This window comes from uncultured Flavobacterium sp. (genome assembly GCF_937967675.1).
GTDB lineage: Bacteria > Bacteroidota > Bacteroidia > Flavobacteriales > Flavobacteriaceae > Flavobacterium.
The window spans coordinates 1-16,367 of sequence record NZ_CALBSN010000170.1; the positions used below are offsets into that span (position 1 = coordinate 1).

A 16,367-nucleotide genomic window follows, 5' to 3' on the forward strand; every position below is an offset into this window, starting at 1 on the left:
GTTTTTTACTATTTTTGTTAAAAAGATTGTGAGTTTTTTCACAGTCTGACGTTAGTAGCAAGTTTTAAAAAAAAACTCCTAATTAGAATAACTACTTGAAAAATTAACTTATGAAAAAGATATTTTACCTAATTATTTCTTTTATATTGATTAGCTGTGCATCAAAAAAAAATGATAATGAATTTGAAAAAATAATTTTTCACACATCAGAATGCTTTGGAACTTGTCCTGAATATCATTTGGAAATAAATCAAAAGAAAGAAGTTAAACTATATGTTGAAAAAGCTTATGAAAAACGGAAAATAGACACTTTGAAAATGGGATATTATAAAGGTAAACTTGATGATAAAACTTATATCGAATTTATTGACTTAATTAAAAAAATTGATTTGGAAAAATCTGGAATTATCGAGCCAAAACGTGAGCCAAATACAATAATACTTTCGGAAGGTTCTCAATTATCAATAATTTTATACATTAAAAAACAAAGAAAACCAATGATATACATTTATCCTGCTGGACATTGGGAAAAATTAATGGCTTTTGTTTATAAAATTGGCAAATCTGAAAGTTTAACCAAGACAACGGAAAAATTAGAAATTGAGTCTTTTAATTAAACCAGCTACTAAAAGCGGTAACTGTTGCACAACTACCATTTTTTAAATAAAATTTCAAAAAATAAAATTCCGACCTCGTTTATCTCGAATTTTCGGGACATTTAAGCGAGGTTTGTTTTTTAGTTGAAGTACAAAATTCTAAAATCGGAATAGCTTACAATCGAGTTTTTGAAGTCTTCAAAGACTGATTTTACAAAAGCAAAGTATTTCCCTTGTTTTAGGGAATCCCTAACTAGCACGAGCATCAAGTTCGTAAACACTAATAAATAAAATCCTTATACTCAGGATTTCTTTATTTTATTTCTTTCACACCTTTTATAAAAAGCCACTTCATGTAGATTTTTTCTCCATTGTGCGTTTTAATCGCTTGAAATTTTGGCGCTAATAATAACGCTACCATAAAAGCGGTTACTGCTATCCATAATCCTTGTAGGTGTGAATAATTCATTACACCTAAATAAGCTGGAATATAAAATAAACTAAATCCTAAGAAGTTATATAAAAATGCTTTTACTTTTTTGCTCATTGTTTATAATGTTTAATTGTTGAACTGATAAATTGTAAAAATGACTTTTTACTTTTCACTTTTTACTTTTTACTTTTCACTTTTTACTTTTTACTTTTTACTTTTCACTTTTTACTTTTCACTTTTCACTTTTCACTTAAATATTTCCCTTTTTTACTGCCTTCGTACATTTCGTATTTCACCAAACGGGCTTCTAACTTTCCATTGAAAAGTTTAATTTTTCTACTTGGTTTTAATCCTACGAATTTTAATGCTTCTAAATTTGCAGTAATAAACCAAGCATTGGTATTGGGATAATTTTGTTTTAAGGTATCTCCAATTTCTCTATAAAAACGTTCCATATCAATATCCAAACGCTCTCCATAAGGCGGATTGAATACCATGTGTAGTGGTCCTTCGGTTTCTTTTTTAGAATCGAAGAAGTTTTCATTAGTAATCGTAATGTATTCGTCTAAATTGGCGTTTCTAACATTGTCTTTTGCTTTTGCAACCGCACTTGGTGCTTTGTCGTAGCCCTTAATTGTGTAATGAAATTCGCGTGTTTTCTTTAGTAAGGATTCTAAAATGTTATCAAATAATTCGGCATCCCAATCTTTCCATTTTTCAAAAGCAAATTCTTTTCGGTTGATATTCGCTGGAATATTACAAGCCATCATCGCTGCTTCTGCCAAAATAGTTCCCGAACCACACATTGGATCCAAGAAATGACTTTTTCCTTCCCAACCTGATAAAATCAACATTCCGGCTGCTAACACTTCGTTGATAGGCGCAATATTGGTAGCCGAACGATAGCCTCTATGATGCAACGAAGCTCCAGAAGAATCTAATGAAACCGTTACATTATCTCTATCAATATGTACGTGAATTTGTAAATCTGGGAAATCTTTATCGATGCTTGGACGCTTTCCGTTCAAATCTCTAAATTGATCTACAATCGCATCTTTAGTTTTCAAAGCCACAAACTGGCTATGGTTGAAGTTTTCAGAATGCAACGTAGTTTCTACTAAAAAAGTATTGTGTTCTGTTAAATAATCGGACCAATCTATCGCTCTGATGCCTTCATACAACGCTTTATCGTTTTGAGCTTTAAACGTTTTAATGGGTTTTAAGATTTTCAAAGCCGTACGAAGCGCCAAATTAGCCTTGTACATAAATCCTTTATCACCTTTAAAACTCACCACACGAGTACCGATTTCCACATGTTGCGCGCCAAGAATTTGCAATTCTTTAGCTAATATTTCTTCAAAACCAAAGAAGGTTTTGGCCGTCATTTTAAAATTTTCCATTCTACAAATTCAAGTTCAATTGCAAAAATCAATTGCAATCGTAATAATTAGGGTATTCTTGTGCAAAAATACATTAAATTTGCTACTTGAATGAAACGAAATCAGAATTAATGTCAGATAACAACAATAAATCACAATCCATAGGAAATCAACCTGCCTCAAACTGGTTTGAATCTTGGTTTGATACTAAATACTATCACATCTTATACAAGGAACGCAATGACGAAGAAGCACAATTGTTGATGGACAATTTAACGCATTATTTGAATCTTCCCGAAGCGGCTAGAATCTTAGATTTGGCTTGCGGAAAAGGACGTCATGCGATTTATCTGAATTCCTTAGGTTTTGATGTAACCGGAATTGATTTATCAGAAAACAGCATTAAGGAAGCCTCGCAATTTGCCAATGAAAAACTGCATTTCAAAGTGCACGACATGCGCGAAACGTGTAACGAAAAATACGATGCTATTTTCAATTTGTTTACGAGTTTTGGCTATTTTGAAGACGATGCTGATAATTATAAAACCATCAAAGCCATTCACAACAGTTTAACCGAAACCGGTTTTGCGGTTATTGATTTTATGAATGCGGATTTTGTAATTGAAAACTTAGTGGCTGATGAAGTAAAATCGGTTGACGGAATTGATTTTCATATACAACGTTATTATAAAGACGGACATATATTCAAAGAAATTTCGTTTGAAGACGAAGGTCAAAACTATCATTTTACCGAGAGAGTACAAGCCCTTCGCTTAGAAGATTTTGAAAAAATGATGGAGGAAGCCGGTATTTATCTTTTAGACATTTTTGGCGATTATAAATTGCGAAAATTCTATAAAAACCAATCAGAACGTTTAATCATGATTTTCAAATAATGCAATATATTATCACCTTTTCAGCCGTAATTATTGGCTTTTTATTTGCGTTGGTACTAAAACCACAAAAAAAGAAAAACATCAAATTGTTGTTAGCGTTCAGTGGTGCGTTTTTACTTTCGCTAACCGTTTTACACTTACTTCCTGAGTTATTCAGTGAAGGACATAATCATATTCACGAAGGAGAAGAAGTGCATGCCAAGTTACCTGTTGGCGTTTTCATTATGATTGGAATTCTTTTCCAAATCTTACTAGAATTTTTCTCAAAAGGTGCCGAACACGGACACGTTCACGTGCATACCGACGAGCATAATGAATTGCATCAGATACCTTGGTTGTTGTTTATTAGTTTGTGTATTCATGCCTTATTAGAAGGTTTTCCTATCCACAACAATCACAATTTAGCCTATGGAATTGCGGTTCACCACTTACCTATCGCTATCATTTTGACCTTATTTTTTGTAAATGCCAAAATGAACAAAATGATGATTTTTGCTTTCATGTTTACTTTTGCTTTAATGACTCCGATAGGAACATTTTTAGCGGAACAAATGCATTTTGCTCAACATTACTCAAAAGAAATTTCGGCAGTTGTAGTGGGAATTTTGTTCCATATTTCATCAACAATTATTTTTGAAAGTAATGAAGGACACAAATTCAATTTGGCTAAAATCACCATGATTGTATTTGGTTTTGTTTTGGCTTATATAATTGAAATGGGACATTCGCATTAATCGTAAATCAACATAAAACATAAGTACTTTTTACTTAAATTTGAAGAACATTTAAAACAATTGATATGGGGATTTTTTCTGCCTTACTTGGAAATGCAGGTGCTGTAAATCAAGAAACCTTAGTAAAAGATTACGGTAAATTATTAATTACAGGTGAAGAAATTGAATTGGGTTTCAAATTGATTCGCGATACTTTTATTTTTACCAACAAACGATTAATTCTAATTGAAAAACAAGGTATTACCGGTAGCAAAATTGAATATAAATCCATTACTTACAAAAGCATTTCACGTTTCAGCGTAGAAACTGCGGGTACATTTGACTTAGAAGCCGAATTGAAAATTTGGGTTTCAAGTGAAGTACATCCAAGTGTGGTGAAGCAATTTAATAAATCTGTCAATGTGTATGATGTTCAGAATGTTTTGGCACATCACGTTTTAAAATAATAGTATGAATTTTACCAAGACTACTGAACAAGCTTCCAAATACGAACATTTAGAAAAAATGTCGGTATCGGATTTGTTAGCAAATATCAATAACGAAGACAAAACCGTTCCGTTAGCCGTTGAAAAAGCGTTACCACAAATTGAAAAACTAGTGACAGAAATTGTTTCGAAAATGAAACAAGGCGGTCGTTTGTTTTACATCGGTGCAGGAACTTCGGGCCGTTTAGGAATTGTAGATGCATCGGAATGTCCGCCTACTTTTGGGGTTCCGTTTGATTTGGTAATTGGAATTATTGCAGGTGGCGATACGGCGATTAGAAAAGCAGTAGAATTTGCCGAAGACGACCGAGCACAAGCGTGGAACGACTTACAACAATGGAAGATCAATGAAAACGATGTTGTAGTTGGAATTGCCGCTTCGGGAACTACGCCTTATGTGATTGGTGGTTTAGAAATGTGCAATCAAAATAACATCAGCACCGGAAGTATCAGTTGCAATGCGGAAAGTCCGTTATCGAAAACCGCTAAATTTCCTATTGATGTGGTAGTTGGACCAGAATTTGTAACCGGAAGTTCTCGCATGAAAGCTGGAACCGCTCAGAAATTGGTTTTAAACATGATTTCGACAGCCACTATGATTCAATTGGGAAAAGTAAAGGGAAACAAAATGGTGGATATGCAATTGAGCAACACCAAATTAATTGACAGAGGAACTCGAATGATTATGGACGAAATTCCTGTAAGTTATGAAGAAGCCAACGAACTCTTAAAAACGCACGGCAGTGTGAGAAATGCAATTCAATTTTACCTAAATTCAAAATAAATGGCAACCGATAAAAATGTATTAGTGAAAGGAATCAAACTTTTGGCCGGTGCTTTACCGCTATTGTTTTTGGGACCCATAATCATAAATAGTGCTTTCAAAAACGAAAAACATCCCCTCTATCCTTACGTTTTAGCATTAGGGATTATTGTAGCAATAGCCGCCATGTACTTAATTTATAAAGGTATCAATACCATGGTAAAAAGCATGTTTGATGGTGATAGACAAGGTTAAAATAATAAAAATTCAATTATGAAATTCAATATACCAACTTTGATTTTTAGTTTATTAGTGCTAACAACATTCGCTTCATGTTATCAACAAGAACGCAATTGTACTGATTTTAAAACGGGTAAATTCATTTCAGAAACCGAAATTGAAGGTAAAAAATACACCAGTACTTTTGAACGCAACGATTCTATTCAAGTTGAAACCTACGAAGGAAAAATTGATACTTTCAAGGTACGTTGGACAAACGATTGCGAATATGTAATTCAAAATATCAATCCCAAAAACCGCGAAGAGAAAAAAGCAGTTCAAATGAAAATCTTGACTACCAAAGACAATACCTATACTTTTGAATATTCCTTTGTGGGCGATTCAAAAAAACAACGCGGTACTGTAACAAAAACAAACTAGTCACGTATAACAAGCTTTAAAAACATAAAATAAAATGGAAGTATTTTTAAATCCGGATGCTTGGATAGCACTTTTAACCTTAACATTTTTAGAAATTATTCTAGGTATCGATAACATTATTTTTATTTCGATTGTTACTGGAAAATTACCACAAGAAAAACGTAAAAAAGCTACTAGAATAGGATTATTCTTAGCTATGTTTATGCGTATTGCATTGCTATTCGGAATTACCTTATTAATTGCCATGAAAGCGCCATGGTTCAGCTTTGACTTTGGTTGGTTCTCAGCCGACATTACAGGTCAAGCTTTAATTTTATTATTAGGAGGCTTGTTCTTAATTTATAAAAGTACCAAAGAAATTCACGAAAAAGTAGACCACAAAGGTGAAGAAGAGAAAGAACTTAAAACTTCTGCAACTAAATCATTTGCAAGTGTGATTGGTCAAATTCTACTTATCGATTTAATTTTCTCAGTAGACAGTATCTTAACAGCTGTTGGTATGACAAATGGTATCGAAGGTGCCTTAGTAATTATGATTACTGCCGTAGTAATTTCTGTAGGAATCATGATGTTATTTGCAGTTCCAGTTGGAAATTTCGTAAATGCAAACCCATCTATTCAAATCTTAGGTTTAGCCTTCTTAATCCTTATCGGATTTATGTTAATTACCGAAAGTATGCACTTATCGCATGCCGAATTGGTTGGACAACAAGTAGGTGCTGTTCCTAAAGGATATTTATACTTTGCTATTGCCTTTTCATTAGGAGTAGAATTTTTAAACATGAAAATGCGTAAAAAAGCACATTAAGATTAGGAACGAATGGTTCGGGACTTATCAGAATACCATATTCCTGCTATACATTACAATAAAAAATGGTCACTTCGAGAAACTCAGTGACCATTTTTTATTTTCATTCCTATCTGGGTTAGACAGGAATTGTATTGTTTACTTGTGTCAAAACACTAAGACAATCCCGTAATTCTTCCTTCGTTATCAATATCAATTCGTTCTGCGTTTGGAACCGCTGGTAAACCTGGCATTCGCATTACTTCACCTAACAAAGGCACAATGAATCCAGCACCACTGGCGATTTCAAACTCACGAACCGTAATATCAAAATTCGCAGGACGACCAATTAATTTTTCATTATCTGAAAAACTTGCTGGTGTCTTCGCCATACAAATCGAAAAATGACCAAATCCTAAATCGTTAATCATTTTCAATTGTGTTTTCGATTTTGGAGAAAACTCAACTGAATTCGCACCATAAATGGTTTTGGCAACTACATTAATTTTATGTTCTATAGAATCCGAAGGTTGGTACAACGGTTTATAATTCGCTGTTCCTTTTTCAATTTCTTCTACTACTTTTTGCGCCACTTCAGCCGAACCTTTTCCACCATGAGCAAAAGCAGTACTTACAATAGCCGTTACTCCTTTTGAAGCACATAATTCTTTCAATTTATCATATTCCGCTTGCGTATCGTCTGGAAAAGCATTGATGCAAACTACAGGATTTAATCCAAATTGTTGCATGTTTTCAATGTGTTTTTCCAAATTACAGAAGCCTTTTTCAATGGCACTTACGTTTTCCGTTTTAAAATCTTCCGCAGCTAATCCCGCATGATGTTTAATAGCACGAATTGTTGCTACTAAAACAACAGCATCTGGTTTCAAACCACTTTGTTCACATTTGATATGCAAGAATTTTTCCGCACCTAAATCAGCACCAAAACCTGCTTCTGTAACAACATAATCGCCTAATGATAATCCCATTTTGGTAGCAATAGCTGTATTGGTTCCTTGTGCAATACTAGCAAATGGTCCACCGTGTAAAATGGCTGGATTTCCGTCGATGGTTTGTACTAAGTTCGGTTTTATCGCATCTTTCAATAATGTTGCCATGGCTCCTACTACATTCAAATCACGAGCGAAAATGGCTTTTCCATCTAACGTCTTCCCAACGAATATATTTCCTAATCGGAATTTCAAATCTTCTAAATCTTTCGCCAAACATAAAATCGCCATAACTTCCGAAGCGGGTGTAATATTGAAACCATCTTCTCGCATGGTTCCATTCGCTTTCGCTCCTACTCCAATAATAATCTGACGTAAAGAACGGTCGTTCATGTCCATTACACGTTTCCATGCAATTGATTTTGGATCCAGATTTAAAGAATATTTCGTGTTTTGCAGATTGTTATCAATCACCGCTGAAAGCAAGTTATTTGCCTTTTCAATTGCCGAAAAATCACCTGTAAAATGCAAATTGATATCCTCCATTGGTAACACTTGTACATAACCACCACCAGCAGCGCCACCTTTTAACCCAAAAACAGGTCCAAGCGAAGGTTCACGTAAAACCGCAATCGCTTTTTTACCGATGTAATTCAAACCATCCGTTAAACCGATAGACATCGTAGTTTTCCCCTCACCATATTTCGTTGGCGACATGGCAGAAACTAAAATCAGTTTTCCTTTTGGGTTTTCTTGTTGTAAGTGTAAAGGTAATTTGGCTTTGTACTTGCCATAAAATTCTAAATCGTCTTCTGATAAGTTGATTTTTTTGGCAATATCTTTAATGTGAGACATTGTTGCGTTTTGTGCAATTTCAATGTCTGATGGAAATGTTGACATGTTGTTGTGTTTTAATTTAGGACGAAATTAAGTGTTTTATTTGGAGTGAAAAATGATAAAAGTCAATAAAAAAACCTGCAAAGTAAAAAACCTTGCAGGTCAGAATTTTATTCTAAAGATAACGTAATTTGTCCGTCGTCGTCTAATTCTATATTGAAATCTTGAATGTCGTTTCCTTCTTCTGAAGCTTCGTTTGTTGGAATTTCTGGCTCCTCTAATACTTCTTCATAAGGCAACGGATCTAATAGGTTAATCTGTTTGATTTTATCCGTAGTTAACTGGTTTCCTAATGCTTTGATTCCTTTTACTGCTATGAATTGTTCTAAATCCACTACTTGGTTTTCTTTTTGAACACCTTTTACTTTGGCATAAATTACCTCAGCAACCGGACGCCAATCAGTAGAAACGATTTCTAACTGTGATTTTTCGTGCTCAGTGATGAAAATTTCTTCTTTATTTTCGTTTTCAACTAAGAAACGTTTTACGAAATATCTGTCTTTTTCTCCACAATAATAAATACACGAAATCGGTTTGTTTGGATTCCATTTTTCTAACACAATCATGTCTTCTTCAAAATGCGTTGAAAGTTCTGGAATTATTGTTTTCAGTTTCCCTGATTGGTTGACAATTAACAAGCGGTCGTTTGGTTTAAATTCGCCCAACAATTCGCCTCTTCCATCTACGTTCAAACGTTGCACGGTATCATCAAACCAAACTTTTCTCGGACGTAAAGTCGAAATTCCTTTCTCTTTTAGTTCGATTTTTTTGATTGGATATTTGGTAACCGTATTTCCACGAGACGCTCTTCCTTTAATAGCAATATCGGAAAAATCGACATCCCATTTCAGTTTTTTCACACTACCTACTTGGCGTAACAAAATCGTAACGACTTCTGCTTCTCCATTTGGATTCGCTGAGAAATACGACACCATTGAACCAGGTTTTTCTTGCGTCAAATCATAGAATTTATCACGAGTAACTCCAGAAACATTGAATCGCTTGATAAACGTAGAACCGTTTTTACCATCACGATACATCATGTTGTAAATGGTACGTTTGTCGTTTTTATCGAATACGGCAACATGAATAATATCTTTACCAATGAACTTTTTGTCATCAATTTTGGTTACCATCATTTTTCCATCGCGAAGGAAAACGATAATGTCATCTATATCGGAACATTCACCCACGTATTCGTCTTTTTTCAAGCCCATTCCTACGAAACCTTCTTCTCTATTCACATAGAATTTTTGGTTACGCAATACTACTTTTGTAGCTTGAATGTTATCGAAATTACGTAATTCGGTCAAACGTTCTCTTCCTTTTCCGTATTTGTCTTTTAAGGTGGTGAAATAATCTACCGCATAATCAATCAAATGATCTAAATGGTATTTCACTTGCTCGATTTCGGCTTCCAATTTCGCAATCGCATCGTCAGCTTTATCCGAGTCAAATCGTGTAATACGAATCATTGGAATTTGCGTCAATCTTTGTAAATCTTCGTCTTCAATTTCTCGAATTAAAATGGTTTTGAAAGGCTCAAATCGATCGTACATGTATTTGTAAAGCGACTCTCTATCCGAATACAATTTGAAGTCAATATACATTTCTTCACGGATGAAAATCTTCTCTAAATTTGCGAAATGCCACTTCGCTTCGAGTTCGTCTAATTGAATTTCTAACTCTCGTTTTAAAATATTCAACGTACGATTGGTAGAAATCTTCAAAATATCAGAAACGCCAATAAACAAAGGCTTATTACAATTTTCAATCACGCAACCTAATGGCGCGATAGACAATTCGCAATCGGTGAACGCGTACAACGCATCAATCATTTTGTCTGGCGAAGTTCCGGGTTGTAAATGAATTACGATTTCAACCTCAGCGGCGGTGTTATCTTCAATTTTCTTGATTTTGATTTTCCCTTTTTCATTGGCTTTCAAGATGCTATCAATCAATTTGGTAGTATCGGTTGAAAATGGAATTTGGGTAATCACTAACGTATTTTTATCTAAAGGTGCGATTCTAGCTCTCACACGAACACGAGAACCTCGCATTCCATCATTATAGTTGGAAACATCAGCAATTCCGGCTGTTGGGAAATCTGGAAATAAAGTAAATGGTTTTCCTTTTAAAATTTTAATTGACGCATCAATTAATTCATTGAAATTGTGCGGTAAAATCTTCGTAGACAAACCTACTGCAATCCCTTCTCCACCTTGCGCTAACAACAATGGAAATTTTACAGGCAAATGAATCGGTTCGTTTTTACGACCATCATAGCTTAATTGCCATTGGGTAACTTTTGGAGAAAACAACACATCGTGACCAAATTTTGAAATTCGAGCTTCGATGTAACGAGGGGCTGCGGCTCCGTCACCGGTTAAAATATTTCCCCAGTTCCCTTGGCAGTCAATCAACAAATCTTTTTGCCCGATGTTCACCATAGCGTCACCAATACTCGCATCTCCGTGTGGATGATACTGCATGGTGTGCCCAATGATATTAGCCACTTTGTTGTAACGACCGTCATCCAACTCTTTCATGGAGTGCATGATACGACGTTGTACGGGTTTGAAACCGTCTTCTATCGCAGGAACGGCACGCTCTAAAATTACATAGGAAGCGTAATCCAAGAACCAATCCTTGTACATTCCTGTAACTTTGGTAATGGTATCCTCTGGATTTTCGTTGTTTTCGTAAAAATGATGTCCCGTTGACACATGAATATCCTCAAAACCTTCCTCTTTTTGGGGCTGGTCTTGGTTCTCTAAATTGTCGTCTTCTGGGATGATGTTATCTTCTTCGTCTTTCATGTTTTTGTAGCACTATGTTTCTCAAAGTTTTACACTAAGTTTCACAATGTTTATATTTCTACTTTGTCTTTTTATGTATTTGTAGCACTATGTTTCTCAAAGTTTTTCACGAAGTAACTCAATGTTTTAAAATTAATTTGTGTGACTTTTTGCTTTACATTGTGATTCTTTGTGTACCAATAAAATCAATGTTATAATATTAATCTTTTTATACCGTCTTTTAATGATTTCTTATAAAAATTTAAAAGTAATCCTAATCTACATTCCGATAGTTTCATGTAAGTTAGACATTGAGCTGTATGTTCAATAGTAAAATCTTCAACTACTTTCAATTCCACTATAACTTTATTATTTACTAGAATATCTACTCGGTAACCACAATCCATTTTTATATCTTCATAAATAACTAGAAATGGACATTATTGTTTAACTTCTAATCCGCATTTAGTCAATTCATAAGCCAAACATTCTCTGTAAACTTTTTCCAACAATCCTGGACCTAACTTTGTATGAACTTTGTAGGCGCAATCTAAAATTATTCGGCTTATTTCGTTTTCTTCAGTCATATTTTTTTTTGTTACACTATGTTACTCAAAGTTTTCACTAAGTTTCGCAATGTTAAAAAATATCTTTGTGTGACTTTGTGCATTACATTGTGAAACTTCGTGCTACCATTACTTCTCTACCACATCCAATTCTACTTTCAAATTATTGATGATAAACTCTTGTCGGTCTGGGGTGTTTTTACCCATGTAGAATTCTAACAAGGTTTCAATCGTTGTGGCTTTATCTAACATGACTGGATCTAAACGAATGTCTTGCCCGATAAAATGCTTAAACTCATCTGGCGAAATTTCTCCTAATCCTTTGAATCGGGTGATTTCTGGTTTTGGTTTTAGTTTTTCAATGGCATTAACTCGTTCTTCTTCGCTATAACAATAAATCGTTTCCTTTTTATTTCGCACACGGAATAAAGGCGTTTGCAAAATGTACAAATGGCCGTCTTTGATTAACTCAGGGAAAAACTGCAAGAAAAACGTAATCAACAACAAGCGAATGTGCATCCCATCCACGTCGGCATCGGTTGCGATTACGATGTTGTTGTAACGCAAATCTTCCATCGATTCTTCAATGTCTAATGCCGCTTGCAATAAGTTGAATTCTTCGTTTTCGTACACGATTTTTTTCGTCATTCCATACGAATTCAATGGCTTTCCACGTAGACTGAAAACCGCTTGTGTATTTACATCGCGACTTTTGGTAATTGAACCTGAAGCCGAATCTCCCTCGGTAATAAAAAGCGTACTTTCTAAACTTCTTGGATTTTTAGCATCGGTTAAATGCACACGACAATCGCGCAATTTTTTATTGTGTAAACTTGCTTTTTTAGCACGTTCTTTGGCTAATTTTCGAATTCCAGAAAGTTCTTTACGTTCGCGCTCCGCTTGTAAAATCTTACGTAATAACGCATCGGCAACTTCGGGATTTTTATGCAAAAAGTTATCTAAATTCGTTTTAATGAAATCATTGACAAACGTACGAACGGTAGGACCATTCGGACCAATATCGGTAGAACCTAATTTGGTTTTCGTTTGTGATTCGAAAACCGGTTCTTCAACCTTAACCGAAACCGCAGACACAATCGATTTACGAATATCGGAAGCTTCGAAAGGTTTGTTATAAAACTCTTTGATGGTTTTTACAATCGCCTCACGGAAAGCCCCTAAATGCGTTCCACCTTGCGTAGTATTTTGTCCGTTTACAAACGAATGGTATTCTTCTGAATATTGGGATTTACTGTGTGTAATGGCAACTTCGATATCGTCTCCTTCCAAATGAATGATTGGATATACCATATCTTCAGCTGAAATATTTTCTTCCAATAAATCTTTCAATCCGTAATCCGAAACGTATTTTTCACCATTGTAATAAATCGTTAATCCGCGATTTAAGTAACAATAGTTTTTGAGCATTTTGATGATGTACTCGTTTCGGTATTTGTAATTTTTGAAAATCGTATCATCGGCCACGAAAGAAACTTTGGTTCCTTTTCGCTTAGTAGTTTCTTGAATATCTTCCTCTAGCGTCAAATTTCCAGCTGAGAATTCTGCTGCTTTTTGTTGGTTATCACGAACCGATTCCACTCGGAAATAATTCGAAAGGGCATTTACGGCTTTTGTTCCGACACCATTTAAACCTACAGACTTTTTGAAGGCTTTTGAATCGTATTTTCCTCCTGTGTTCATTTTGGAAACTACATCAACGACTTTTCCTAACGGAATGCCACGACCATAATCGCGAACGGTTACCAATTTATCTTTGATAGTAACTTCAATGGTTTTTCCGGCACCCATAACGAATTCATCGATACAGTTGTCCATAACTTCCTTTAACAGAATGTAAATACCATCATCAGGCGATGAACCGTCACCTAATTTTCCGATATACATACCCGGACGCATTCGAATGTGCTCTTTCCAATCGAGCGAACGTATGTTGTCTTCGGTATATTGATTTTGCTCTAACATAGACAGATTTTGGATTTTGTGCAATATAGCATTTATCTCCAAAATTGAGAAAGGAAAAACCGATAAGTTATTGACAAAATGCGGTTGACAAGAGCAAGTTCAAGGGCAAAAATCAAATTCAAGTTCAATATTAAAAAGAGGAAAGAGATAAGACTTTTTAATTAATCATAATATCCAAAAATTCCACTATCTGAACTCATTTCATCAAATATAATGTCGCATATTCAAAACCGTCTAAACGAAGTAATTTTCTAAAATCGGCACGTGATGGTGTTAAAAGAACGTGAAGTGTATCATTTTCCTTCATTTCGACAGCAAATGGAATTTTAAGTTCGGAATTTAATTTGGTAAAATCTTTTTTGGTTCCAAGTTGAATGTGTTTTGCTCCAATAGTAGACAATTTCAAAATACTGGTTTGGTACTTTCCATCAACTTCTTTATTTAAAACCAATGAGGATTTATACTGTTTAGCGATTTCGTTTTCGGAAAAAGAAAAAATAGTATCCAAACGTTCGATTTCAAACGCAATTGTATCGCCTTTTATAAAGGTTTTATATGGTTTATTTTCGAATTTATCAAAAACTTGGTTATTGCGTAATTCAAATTCAGGAATAGAGTCCAATTCAGACTTTAAAGCCGTAATGGTTTCAATTTCTTTTACATAAGCGCATTTTGGTTGGATTACCAAACGATGTGAATAATCCAAGGTATACGTTCGAACAAACTTCTTCGGGAATACTTTTATCTCATCCACATTTGTGGGTTGGGCTTCAGAAAAATAAATAAAACTGTTGTGTAATCCCGAATCTTTACAGGAAATCGTAGCCAAAGCAAATGCGGCTAGAATAAGATATTTTTTCATGATAGTTTGTTTTGTTTTGCAAACACAAATCTTATGCCACAAAAAAACCGCTGAATGGCTTCAACGGTTTTGCTTGTTTTCTTATGCTCGGTTCTAAATATTATCTATAAATTGAAATTCCAATTTAAAATTAAATTAAGTGAATTTGTTTTAATTGTTCCATCGTTATATACATCAAAATCACTTGTATTTAACATCCCCAAATTTTCTCTAATCTCTAATTTTAAATTATTTTTATCATTTAGCTGAAATACCTTTCCAAATCCAAAAACCAAACCTGCATCTATTTTCTTATTCATATCTGTTGTATCAGTGTCATTGTCAGAATTTTTTGAGCTAAGTTTAGAATTTAATAGATAACCTAAGAATAAACCTCCATTAACATAGAAATCATCTTTTTTGCCAAAATAATAATTTACATAAACGGGCAATACTAAATAGTTGTATATAGATTTAGAATCACTTTTAATCATTGTAGGAAATCCATATTCATCAATTAAATAAACATTACCATTATCTTTTGCTGTTTTATTTTCATAGTTTAAATTAGCTGAAATTGACAAGTTTTCTTTTAAGAAAAATTCAGCCGAAACTCCCACTAAATAAGAAATACCTGGGGCTAAATCTTCAGCTAAATCATTTCCTCTAAGACTAGCATAATTTAACCCACCATTTACTCCAAATTTAATTTTATCTTGAGCTACCAATATTAGTGGAAAGCAAATAAAAATAATTACAAAAAATAATTTCTTCATATTTATACATTAAATCTAAAATGCATTACATCACCATCTTTAACAATATATTCTTTTCCTTCTACTCTTAATTTTCCAGCTTCTTTTACTTTTGCTTCTGAACCGTAGTTAGAAAAATCTTCGAATGCAATAACTTCTGCACGGATAAATCCTTTTTCGAAATCAGTATGAATTACTCCAGCTGCTTTTGGTGCTGTATCTCCGATGTTGATTGTCCAAGCACGAACTTCTTTAACACCAGCCGTGAAATAGGTTTGTAATTTCAATAATTTGTAAGCGGCACGAATTAACACTGCCGAACCTGGCTCAGATAATCCCATGTCTTGTAAAAACATTTGACGCTCCTCATAGCTTTCTAATTCGGTAATATCTGCTTCTGCTCCTACTGAAAGTACAATCACCTCAGCATTTTCATCTTTAACTAATTCACGAACTTGATCTACATATTTGTTTCCGTTTACTGCCGAAGCTTCGTCAACATTACAAACGTATAAAACCGGCTTTGTTGTGATTAATTGAAAACTTTCTAACATTTCTTCCTCATCTTGATTTTGAGGAACTACAGTACGAGCTGATTTTCCTGCTAATAAAGTTTCGCGAATTCTATCTAATAAAGCTTTTTCAACTTGTGCTTCTTTGTTTCCTGTTTTGGCAGCACGATTGGTTTTTTCCAAACGTTTTTCTACCGTTTCTAAATCTTTTAATTGCAATTCTATATCGATGGTTTCTTTATCGCGAATTGGATTTACATTTCCATCCACATGCACAATATTATCGTTATCAAAACAACGTAAAACGTGGATAATGGCGTTACATTCTCTAA

Annotated in this window: 16 protein-coding genes and 1 pseudogene; 8 read left to right on the forward strand and 9 right to left on the reverse strand. The window is 34.3% G+C overall.

The genetic code is table 11. The features are described 5' to 3' along the window. The first annotated feature begins 110 nt into the window (after positions 1-110). Positions 111-617 (forward strand): DUF6438 domain-containing protein, encoded by a 507-nt coding sequence (locus Q0075_RS11390; protein WP_297869618.1) that lies wholly within the window; start codon positions 111-113, stop codon positions 615-617. Positions 618-909: 292 nt separating this feature from the next. On the opposite strand, the gene Q0075_RS11395 is transcribed toward Q0075_RS11390, so the two are convergent. Together Q0075_RS11395 and Q0075_RS11400 are read right to left on the reverse strand one after the other, a co-directional pair. Then, positions 910-1,143, reverse strand: a complete 234-nt coding sequence (locus Q0075_RS11395) for a hypothetical protein (RefSeq protein ID WP_297869619.1) — start codon at positions 1,141-1,143, stop codon at positions 910-912. Between the two features lie 125 nt (positions 1,144-1,268). Continuing rightward, positions 1,269-2,429 (reverse strand): THUMP domain-containing protein, encoded by a 1,161-nt coding sequence (locus Q0075_RS11400; RefSeq protein WP_297869620.1) that lies wholly within the window; start codon positions 2,427-2,429, stop codon positions 1,269-1,271. A gap of 110 nt (positions 2,430-2,539) precedes the next feature. Here Q0075_RS11400 and Q0075_RS11405 point away from each other — a divergent pair, with 110 nt between their 5' ends. The 7 genes from Q0075_RS11405 (at position 2,540) to Q0075_RS11435 (ending at position 6,754) form a co-directional block, all read left to right on the forward strand. Then, entirely contained in the window at positions 2,540-3,304 is a 765-nt protein-coding gene (locus Q0075_RS11405; protein WP_291110484.1) for a class I SAM-dependent methyltransferase, read from the forward strand. Beyond that, positions 3,304-4,038 carry a ZIP family metal transporter gene (locus Q0075_RS11410; protein WP_291110485.1) on the forward strand — a complete coding sequence of 245 codons (735 nt, stop codon included), beginning with the start codon at positions 3,304-3,306 and terminating at the stop codon, positions 4,036-4,038. Before Q0075_RS11405 ends, Q0075_RS11410 begins: the two co-directional genes overlap by 1 nt. 65 nt (positions 4,039-4,103) lie before the next feature. Next, positions 4,104-4,484 (forward strand): PH domain-containing protein, encoded by a 381-nt coding sequence (locus Q0075_RS11415; protein WP_291110488.1) that lies wholly within the window; start codon positions 4,104-4,106, stop codon positions 4,482-4,484. A 4-nt stretch (positions 4,485-4,488) separates the two neighbouring features. After that, the gene (murQ, locus tag Q0075_RS11420) at positions 4,489-5,307 is read left to right on the forward strand and encodes an N-acetylmuramic acid 6-phosphate etherase (protein ID WP_297869621.1); all 819 of its coding nucleotides are present in this window, start codon (positions 4,489-4,491) and stop codon (positions 5,305-5,307) included. Beyond that, the gene (locus Q0075_RS11425; protein WP_297869622.1) at positions 5,308-5,541 is read left to right on the forward strand and encodes a DUF6095 family protein; all 234 of its coding nucleotides are present in this window, start codon (positions 5,308-5,310) and stop codon (positions 5,539-5,541) included. An 18-nt stretch (positions 5,542-5,559) separates the two neighbouring features. Then, complete coding sequence (locus Q0075_RS11430) at positions 5,560-5,946, forward strand: DNA topoisomerase IV (protein WP_297869623.1); 387 nt, start codon at positions 5,560-5,562, stop codon at positions 5,944-5,946. Between the two features lie 34 nt (positions 5,947-5,980). Then, positions 5,981-6,754, forward strand: a complete 774-nt coding sequence (locus Q0075_RS11435) for a TerC family protein (RefSeq protein WP_297869624.1) — start codon at positions 5,981-5,983, stop codon at positions 6,752-6,754. A gap of 155 nt (positions 6,755-6,909) precedes the next feature. Here Q0075_RS11435 and Q0075_RS11440 read toward each other — a convergent pair whose 3' ends face one another. From Q0075_RS11440 to ychF, 7 genes and pseudogenes are all read right to left on the reverse strand, one after another. Next, positions 6,910-8,583, reverse strand: coding sequence for a formate--tetrahydrofolate ligase (locus tag Q0075_RS11440; protein WP_297869625.1), 1,674 nt, complete (start codon positions 8,581-8,583; stop codon positions 6,910-6,912). Between the two features lie 107 nt (positions 8,584-8,690). Beyond that, positions 8,691-11,399 carry a DNA gyrase/topoisomerase IV subunit A gene (locus tag Q0075_RS11445; RefSeq protein ID WP_291110503.1) on the reverse strand — a complete coding sequence of 903 codons (2,709 nt, stop codon included), beginning with the start codon at positions 11,397-11,399 and terminating at the stop codon, positions 8,691-8,693. 191 nt (positions 11,400-11,590) lie between these two features. Beyond that, positions 11,591-11,965 (reverse strand): annotated as a pseudogene (locus tag Q0075_RS11450) (GxxExxY protein). Positions 11,966-12,073: 108 nt separating this feature from the next. Beyond that, a complete protein-coding gene (locus tag Q0075_RS11455) occupies positions 12,074-13,927 on the reverse strand; it encodes a DNA topoisomerase IV subunit B (RefSeq protein WP_026726247.1) in 1,854 nt (617 codons plus the stop codon). Between the two features lie 196 nt (positions 13,928-14,123). Then, a complete protein-coding gene (locus tag Q0075_RS11460) occupies positions 14,124-14,789 on the reverse strand; it encodes a hypothetical protein (RefSeq protein WP_297869626.1) in 666 nt (221 codons plus the stop codon). Between the two features lie 104 nt (positions 14,790-14,893). Continuing rightward, positions 14,894-15,544: a porin family protein gene (locus Q0075_RS11465; RefSeq protein WP_297869627.1), complete on the reverse strand. Its 651-nt coding sequence runs from the start codon at positions 15,542-15,544 to the stop codon at positions 14,894-14,896. Positions 15,545-15,546: 2 nt separating this feature from the next. Next, a partial coding sequence (gene ychF / locus Q0075_RS11470; RefSeq protein ID WP_297869628.1) for a redox-regulated ATPase YchF occupies positions 15,547-16,367 on the reverse strand: 821 nt, incomplete at its 5' end.